The 7,523-nt window shown below is 71.4% G+C and carries 5 protein-coding genes; all 5 read right to left on the bottom strand.

What is annotated here, in order from left to right:
- Positions 1 to 145: 145 nt before the first annotated feature.
- Positions 146 to 1,588 carry a UDP-N-acetylmuramoyl-L-alanine--D-glutamate ligase gene (gene murD / locus D3105_RS30730; RefSeq protein ID WP_206272985.1) on the bottom strand — a complete coding sequence of 481 codons (1,443 nt, stop codon included), beginning with the start codon at positions 1,586 to 1,588 and terminating at the stop codon, positions 146 to 148.
- Positions 1,570 to 2,640, bottom strand: coding sequence for a phospho-N-acetylmuramoyl-pentapeptide-transferase (mraY, locus tag D3105_RS30725; protein WP_030805841.1), 1,071 nt, complete (start codon positions 2,638 to 2,640; stop codon positions 1,570 to 1,572). Before mraY ends, murD begins: the two co-directional genes overlap by 19 nt.
- Positions 2,637 to 4,058 (bottom strand): UDP-N-acetylmuramoyl-tripeptide--D-alanyl-D-alanine ligase, encoded by a 1,422-nt coding sequence (locus tag D3105_RS30720; RefSeq protein ID WP_118906180.1) that lies wholly within the window; start codon positions 4,056 to 4,058, stop codon positions 2,637 to 2,639. Before D3105_RS30720 ends, mraY begins: the two co-directional genes overlap by 4 nt.
- Before the next feature lie 4 nt (positions 4,059 to 4,062).
- Positions 4,063 to 5,778 carry a UDP-N-acetylmuramoyl-L-alanyl-D-glutamate--2,6-diaminopimelate ligase gene (locus D3105_RS30715; protein ID WP_118906179.1) on the bottom strand — a complete coding sequence of 572 codons (1,716 nt, stop codon included), beginning with the start codon at positions 5,776 to 5,778 and terminating at the stop codon, positions 4,063 to 4,065.
- A 40-nt stretch (positions 5,779 to 5,818) separates the two neighbouring features.
- Positions 5,819 to 7,523 (bottom strand): peptidoglycan D,D-transpeptidase FtsI family protein (locus tag D3105_RS30710; protein ID WP_240647084.1); only part of this gene is annotated, 1,705 nt, incomplete at its 5' end.

The following is a 7,523-nucleotide window of genomic DNA, read 5'->3' as shown; positions in this document are numbered from 1 at the left end:
GGCGGGCGCCGCGGCGAGGGGGCGGGGTACCGAGGCCCGTGCGCTCTCCCGCCGTACGGCGAATCTCTCGTCGGCCGGCATTGTCGCTGTCCCCTCCACTGCTCGTGCCCGGGGCCCGTGACCCCGGGCGCGGAGGCCCGGTCGGTCAGGCGCTCGTCTCGGCGCGTGCGCGGACCGCGTCCGCGAACGCCTCGCCCCGCTTGTTGTAGTTGGTGAACATGTCCATCGAGGCACAGGCCGGGGCCAGCAGTACCGTATCGCCCGGCCGGGCGAGCTCGGCGGCCCGCGCGACCGCTTCGGACATCGCCCCAGTGTCGGTCCGGTCGAGGTCGACCACCGGGACTTCCGGGGCGTGTCGCGTCAGGGCTTCGTGGATGAGGGCGCGGTCGGCGCCCATCAGCACGACGCCGCGCAGCCGCTTCGCCGCGCCGGTGACCAGCTCGTCGAAGGTGGCGCCCTTGGCGAGGCCGCCGGCGATCCAGACGATGGAGTCGTAGGCGGCCAGCGAGGCCTCGGTGGCGTGGGTGTTGGTGGCCTTGGAGTCGTCCACGTAGGCGACTTCGCCGATGTCCGCGACGTGTTCGATGCGGTGGGCGTCGGGGCGGAAGGCGCGCAGCCCGTCGCGGACGGCGGCCGGCTCCACGCCGAAGGCGCGGGCGAGGGCGGCGGCCGCGAGGGCGTTGGCGATGTTGTGCGGGGCCGGCGGGTTGACGTCGCTGACCTCGGCCAGCTCCTGGGCCTGCTTCTGGCGGTTGGCGACGAACGCCCGGTCGACGAGGATGCCGTCGACCACGCCGAGCTGCGAGGGGCCGGGGGCGCCGAGGGTGAAGCCGATGGCGCGGCAGCCCTCCTCGACGTCGGCCTCGCGGACCAGGTCCTCGGTGGCCGGGTCGGCCACGTTGTAGACGCAGGCCACGGTGTTGCCCTCGTAGACGCGGCCCTTGTCGGCGGCGTACGCCTCCATCGAGCCGTGCCAGTCGAGGTGGTCGGGGGCCAGGTTGAGGACGGCGGCGGAGTGGGCGCGCAGGGAGGGCGCCCAGTGCAGCTGGTAGCTGGAGAGTTCGACGGCGAGGACGTCGTACTCCGTCTCGCCGAGCACCGCGTCCAGCAGCGATACGCCGATGTTGCCGACGGCCGCGGTGCGCAGGCCCGCCGCCTCCAGGATGGAGGCCAGCATGCGTACGGTCGTGGTCTTGCCGTTGGTGCCGGTGACCGCGAGCCAGGGGGCGGCCTTGCGGCCGTTGTCGCCGCGCAGACGCCAGGCCAGTTCGACGTCGCCCCAGACCGGGACGCCCGCCTCGGCGGCAGCCAGGAAGAGCGGCTTGTCCGGCTGCCAGCCGGGTGCGGTGACGACGAGTTCCGTGGACGGCGGCAGGGTGGCGCCGTCGCCGAGGCGCACGGTGATGCCGAGCGCCTCCAGTTCGGCCGCCTGTGCGCGGGCGCGTTCGTCGTCGCCGTCGTTGACGACGGTGACGAGCGCGCCGCGCTCGTGCAGGGCGCGGGCGGCGGGGATTCCGCTGACGCCGAGCCCGGCGACGGTGACGTGCTTGCCCTGCCAGTCCACGGTGCTCACTTCTTGGCTGCCCATCCCGCGTAGAAGAGGCCGAGTCCGACGATCACGCACATGCCCTGGATGATCCAGAAGCGGACCACGACCAGGACTTCGGACCACCCCTTGAGTTCGAAGTGGTGCTGGAGCGGTGCCATCCGGAACACGCGCTTGCCGGTCATCTTGAAGGAACCGACCTGGATGACCACGGACATGGTGATCATCACGAAGAGGCCGCCGAGGATGGCGAGCAGGAACTCGGTGCGCGACAGGATCGCGAGGCCCGCGAGCGCGCCGCCGAGGGCGAGCGAGCCGGTGTCGCCCATGAAGATCTTGGCGGGCGAGGTGTTCCACCACAGGAAGCCGAAGCAGGCGCCCATCAGGGCTGCGGCGACGACGGCGAGGTCGAGCGGGTCGCGTACCTCGAAACAGGCGCCGGGGTTGGTCAGGTTGTCCGCGTTGGCGCAGGACTCCTGGAACTGCCAGAGGCCGATGAAGGTGTAGGCGCCGAAGACCATCACCGAGGCGCCGGTGGCCAGACCGTCGAGGCCGTCGGTGAGGTTCACGCCGTTGGACATGGCGAGGATCATGAACAGCGCCCAGACGCAGAACAGCACCGGGCCGATCGACCAGCCGAAGTCCTCGACGAACGAGAGCCGGTCGGAGGCCGGGGTGTTGCCCGCGGAGTTGGGGAACTGGAGCGAGAGCACCGCGAACGCGATGCCGACGATCAGCTGTCCGGCCATCTTCGCCTTGGCCCGCAGACCGAGCGAACGCTGCTTGACGATCTTGATGTAGTCGTCGAGGAAGCCGACGAGGCCCATGCCCGCCATGAGGAAGAGCACGAGGACACCGGAGTAGCGGATGTCCTCACCCGTGATGATCTTCGCGAGAAGGTACGCGATGATCGTCGCCAGGATGAAGGCGATGCCGCCCATCGTGGGCGTGCCCTTCTTGCTTCCGTGGGTGCGCGGGCCGTCGTCCCGGATGAACTGCCCGTAGCCCTTGCGGGCCAGCAGCTTGATCAGCAGCGGGGTACCGACCAGGGTCAGGAAGAGCCCGATGGCCCCCGCGAAGAGGATCTGCCTCATCGGCCGGCGACCTCGCCCTCGGTCGAGTTCTCCAGCAGTGCCTGGGCGACCTTCTCCAGGCCGATCGACCGGGACGCCTTCACCAGCACGACGTCTCCCGGGCGCAGTTCACTGCGCAACAGGTCGACGGCCGCCTGCGCGTCGGACACGTGCACCGACTCCTCACCCCACGAACCCTCGTTATATGCGCCCAGTTGCAGCCAGGAGGCTTCTCTCCCCCCGACAGCGACGAGCTTGCTGACGTTGAGCCGGACGGCGAGCCGTCCGACCGCGTCGTGCTCGGCGAGCGACGCGTCACCGAGCTCGGCCATCTGACCGAGCACCGCCCAGGTGCGTCCCCCGTCGGCCCCTCGGGCCTGGCCCATGGCGGCCAGCGCACGCAGTGCGGCTCTCATGGATTCGGGGTTCGCGTTGTAGGCGTCGTTGACAACCGTCACACCGTCCCCGCGCTCGGTGACCTCCATGCGCCAGCGGGAGAGGGTGCCCGCCTCCGAGAGCGCATCGGCGATCTCGGTCACGGACATGCCCAACTCATGGGCGACGGCGGCCGCGGCGAGCGCGTTCGACACGTGGTGCTCACCGTACAGGCGCATGGTCACGTCGCTGCACCCGGTGGGTGTGTGGAGCTCGAACGCGGGCCGCCCGTCGGGGGTCATCCGGACCTTCTCGCCCCGTACGTCCGCTTCGGGGGCTTCTCCGAAGAGCAGGACGCGGGCCCTGGTGCGCGAGGCCATGGCGCGGACGAGCGGGTCGTCGGCGTTGAGCACGGCGCAGCCGTCCTCGGGCAGGCCCTCGACCATCTCGCCCTTGGCCTGGGCGATGGCCTCCCGGCTGCCGAACTCGCCGAGGTGCGCGGAGCCGACGTTGAGGACCAGGCCGACCCGGGGCGGGGTCAGCTCGGTGAGGTAGCGGATGTGGCCGATGCCGCGGGCGCCCATCTCCAGGACCAGGTGCTCGGTCTCGGCGGTGGCGCTCAGGGCGGTGAGCGGCAGCCCGATCTCGTTGTTGAGGGAGCCGGGCGTCCAGACGGTCGGGCCGTGGCGCTGGAGGAGCTGCGCGATCAGGTCCTTGGTGGAGGTCTTGCCGGCCGAGCCGGTGAGGGCGACGACGCTGGTGCCGAGGCGTTCGACGGCGGCCCGGGCGAGGGCTCCGAGCGCGCCGACGACATCGTCCACGACGATCGCCGGAACGCCGACGGGGCGGGCCGCCAGCACGGCTGCCGCGCCCGCCTCGACGGCGCGCTGGGCGTAGTCGTGGCCGTCGACCCGTTCGCCGGCGAACGCGGCGAACAGGCTGCCGGGCGCGACCTCACGGGAGTCGATGACGACGGGTCCGGTCACGGCGACTGCCGGGTCCGGTATGTCGTGCGGCTGCCCGCCGACGATTTCGGCGATCTCGGCGAGGGAAAGGGTGATCACTTGGTCATCCCTGACTGTTGTTCTCGTGGTGAGGGGCACGGTCGGCGCCGGGGTGCGCCAGGGACCGCTCGATGGCTGCGTGCAGGACCTTGCGGTCGTCGAAGGCGCGGACCACTCCGTGGACGTCCTGGCCCTGCTCGTGGCCCTTGCCCGCCACCAGGACGGTGTCGCCCGGCTCGGCGCGGGCGACGGCCGCGGCGATGGCGGCGGCCCGGTCCGCGTCGACCAGCACGTCGCCGCGTTCGTGGACGGGGACCTCGGCGGCGCCGGAGAGCATCGCGGCGAGGATCGCGAGGGGGTCCTCGGAGCGGGGGTTGTCGGAGGTCAGGACGGCGGTGTCGGCGAGCCGGGCCGCGGCGGCGCCCATCGGGCCGCGCTTGGTGGTGTCGCGGTCGCCGCCGCAGCCGAGGACGATGTGCACCTTGCCCTCGGTGACCTTGCGCAGGGAGCGCAGGACGGACTCGACGGCGTCGGTCTTGTGCGCGTAGTCGACGACGGCGAGGTAGGGCTGACCGGCGTCCACCCGCTCCAGCCGGCCCGGGACCCCGGGGACGGCGGCGACGCCGTCGGCGGCGATCTGCGGGTCGACGCCCGCGACGGCCAGCGTGACGATCGCGGCGAGGGTGTTGGCGACGTTGAACGGGCCGGGCAGCGGGGCGCGGGCGGTGATGCGCTCGCCCTTGGGGCCGACGGCGATGAAGGTGCTGTCCTGCGGTCCGACCTCGACGTCCTCGGCGTGCCAGTCGGCGTCCGGGTGGCCCTCGGCGGAGAAGGTGGTGACGGGGACGCCGGACTCGGTGATGAGCCTGCGGCCGTACTCGTCGTCGAAGTTGACCACGCCGCGGTGGCTGCGCTCGGGGGTGAAGAGCTGGGCCTTGGCCTGGAAGTAGTCCTCCATGCCGGAGTGGAACTCCATGTGCTCCGGGCTGAGGTTGTTGAAGACGGCGACGTCGAAGACGCAGCCGTCGACCCGGCCGAGCACGAGGGCGTGGCTGGAGACCTCCATCGCGACGGCCTCGACGCCGCGTTCGCGCATGACGGCGAACAGGGCCTGGAGGTCGGTGGCTTCGGGGGTGGTGCGCTCGGACTTGATGCGCTCGTCGCCGATCCGCATCTCGACGGTGCCGATCAGCCCGGTGGGGCGTCCGGCGGCGCGCAGTCCGCCCTCGACGAGGTACGCGGTGGTGGTCTTGCCGGAGGTTCCGGTGATGCCGATCTGGAGCAGGCCGATGCCGGGCCGCCCGTAGATGTCGGCGGCCAGCTCGCCCATCACGGCCCGCGGGTTCTCGGTGACCAGGACCGGGAGGCCGGTGGCGGCGGCGCGTTCGGCGCCGGTGGGGTCGGTGAGGACGGCGACGGCGCCCAGACCCGCGGCCTGGGCCGCGAAGTCGGCGCCGTGCATACGGGCGCCGGGCAGGGCCGCGTACACGTCTCCGGGTCGCACGGCCCGTGAGTCGTGCGTGATGCCGGTGACGTCACCGCTCCCGGCGGTCTCGACGCCGAGCCGGTCGGCCAGCTCGCCGAGGGGGGTGGGCCGGAGCCGGTCCGGTCGGGGCGCTCCCGGGTAGGTCACAGGCGCGTCCTTCTGAGAGGTTTGGGACTGATCAGCGTGGGGCACGGCGGTGAGCGTACCGGGCCGGTGCGGGCTCTCGCGAAGCGAGGGACCCTGGTTCCGGCGGTTCTCGTTCCGGTTCCCGGGGTCGGGGGTGATCGTTGTCACTGAGGGTTCCCTTGGAGGAGATGCTCGCGCATCCCCGTGTTCACTCGCCGGGTTTGAAGGACACCGGCAGCCGGGGCGGCTTGCTGCCGGACGGTGGGGTCTGGAGCGTCTTGAGCGCGAACTCCATGACCTTCTTGTAGATCGGGCCGCAGATCTGGCCGCCGAAGTAGCTGCCCTTGGTGGGGTTCTGGATCGCGCAGTAGACGGTGACCTGCGGGTTGTCGGCGGGGGCGAAGCCCGCGAAGGAGGCGGTGTAGCCCTTGTAGACGCCGCGGACGGGGTCGACCCGGTTGGCGGTTCCGGTCTTGCCCGCGACCCGGTAGCCGGGGATGGCGGCCTTGGTGCCGGTCCCCTCGCGGTCGTCGACGACGGACTCGAGCATGGTCGCGAGGGTCTTGGCGGTCTTCTCGCTGACCACCCGGTTCTCCTCGGGGGCATCGGCCGGGGTGAAGCGGTCGTCGGAGCCCTTGGTTCCGCGGACGAGGGTGGGGGCGACCCGTACGCCTCCGTTGGCGACCGTGGAGTAGACCGAGGCGGCCTGGACGGCGTTGATGGAGAGGCCCTGGCCGAAGGGGATCGTGTACTGCTGCGAGGTCGACCAGTCCTTCGGGTGCGCCAGCAGGCCGGGTGACTCGCCGGGGTAGCCGAGCCCGGTCTTCTGGCCGAGGCCGAACTTCCGCAAGTAGTCGTAGAGGACCTTGTTCGACTCCGCCTGGGTCTTGCCGAGCTGACCGGTCGCCAGGATGGTGCCGATGTTGCTGGACTTGGCGAGCACCCCGTTGAGCGTGAGGTACCAGGTGGGGTGGTCGACATCGTCCTTGAAGAGGCGGTCGCCCCGGTGCAGCCGGTTGGGGACGGTGACATGGGTGCCGGGCGTGGCGGCCCCCTCCTCCAGCACGGCCGCGATCGACATGACCTTGCTGGTGGAGCCGGGCTCGTACACGTCCTGGAGGGCCGCGTTGCCGAGCTGGGCCGAGGTGGCCTCGGAGAGGTCGTTGGGGTCGTAGCCGGGGGCGTTGGCCATGGCCAGCAGCTCGCCGGTCTTCGTGTTCTGCACGATGACGTAGCCGCGGTCGGCCTTGGACTCGGCGACCTGGTCGCTGATGGCCTTCTGCGCGGCCCACTGGATATCGCGGTCGATGGTCAGCTCGATGTCGGAGCCGGGCACGGCCGGGATCTCGCTGCTGCCCGCGGTGGGGACCCGCCGGCCGCCCGCCTGGGCGTAACGGATCTTGCCGTCCTCGCCCGCCAGCTCCTCGTTCAGCTGTGACTCCAGGCCGCCGCCGCCCTTGCCGTCGGCGCTGACGAAGCCCAGTATCCCGGCGGCGAGATCCCCGTTGGGATAGACGCGCCTGGTGGTCGGCTCCTGGAGGACACCGCCCAGGACGTTGGCTCCGGGGCCGCCCTTGAGCTTGTCCTCGGACGCCTTCTCGGCGAAGACGGCCTTGAGGTCCTTGATCTGCTTCCAGACCTGGGGGGTCTGCCGGTAGGCGAGGACGGTGTAGCGGCTCTTGGGCGTCGAGAGCTTCTTGACCAGCTCGTCGACGTCCTTGCCGAGAATCGGGGCGAGCAGCGCCGCGGCCTGCTGCGGGGCGTCGGGGGCCTTGCTCTCCTCGGGCGTGAAGAGCTTGGGGTCGGCCGTGATGTTGTGCGCGTCCACGCTGGTGGCGAGCGCGGCGAGATCACCGACCGCAACGGTGTCGCGCTCGCCACCAGCGTGGACGCGCACAACATCACGGCCGACC

Source organism: Streptomyces globisporus, from assembly GCF_003501885.1.
GTDB classification, from domain to species: Bacteria; Actinomycetota; Actinomycetes; order Streptomycetales; family Streptomycetaceae; genus Streptomyces; species Streptomyces globisporus_D.
The sequence above is the reverse complement of the archived record's forward strand: the minus strand, read 5'-3'. Positions and strand labels throughout refer to the sequence as shown.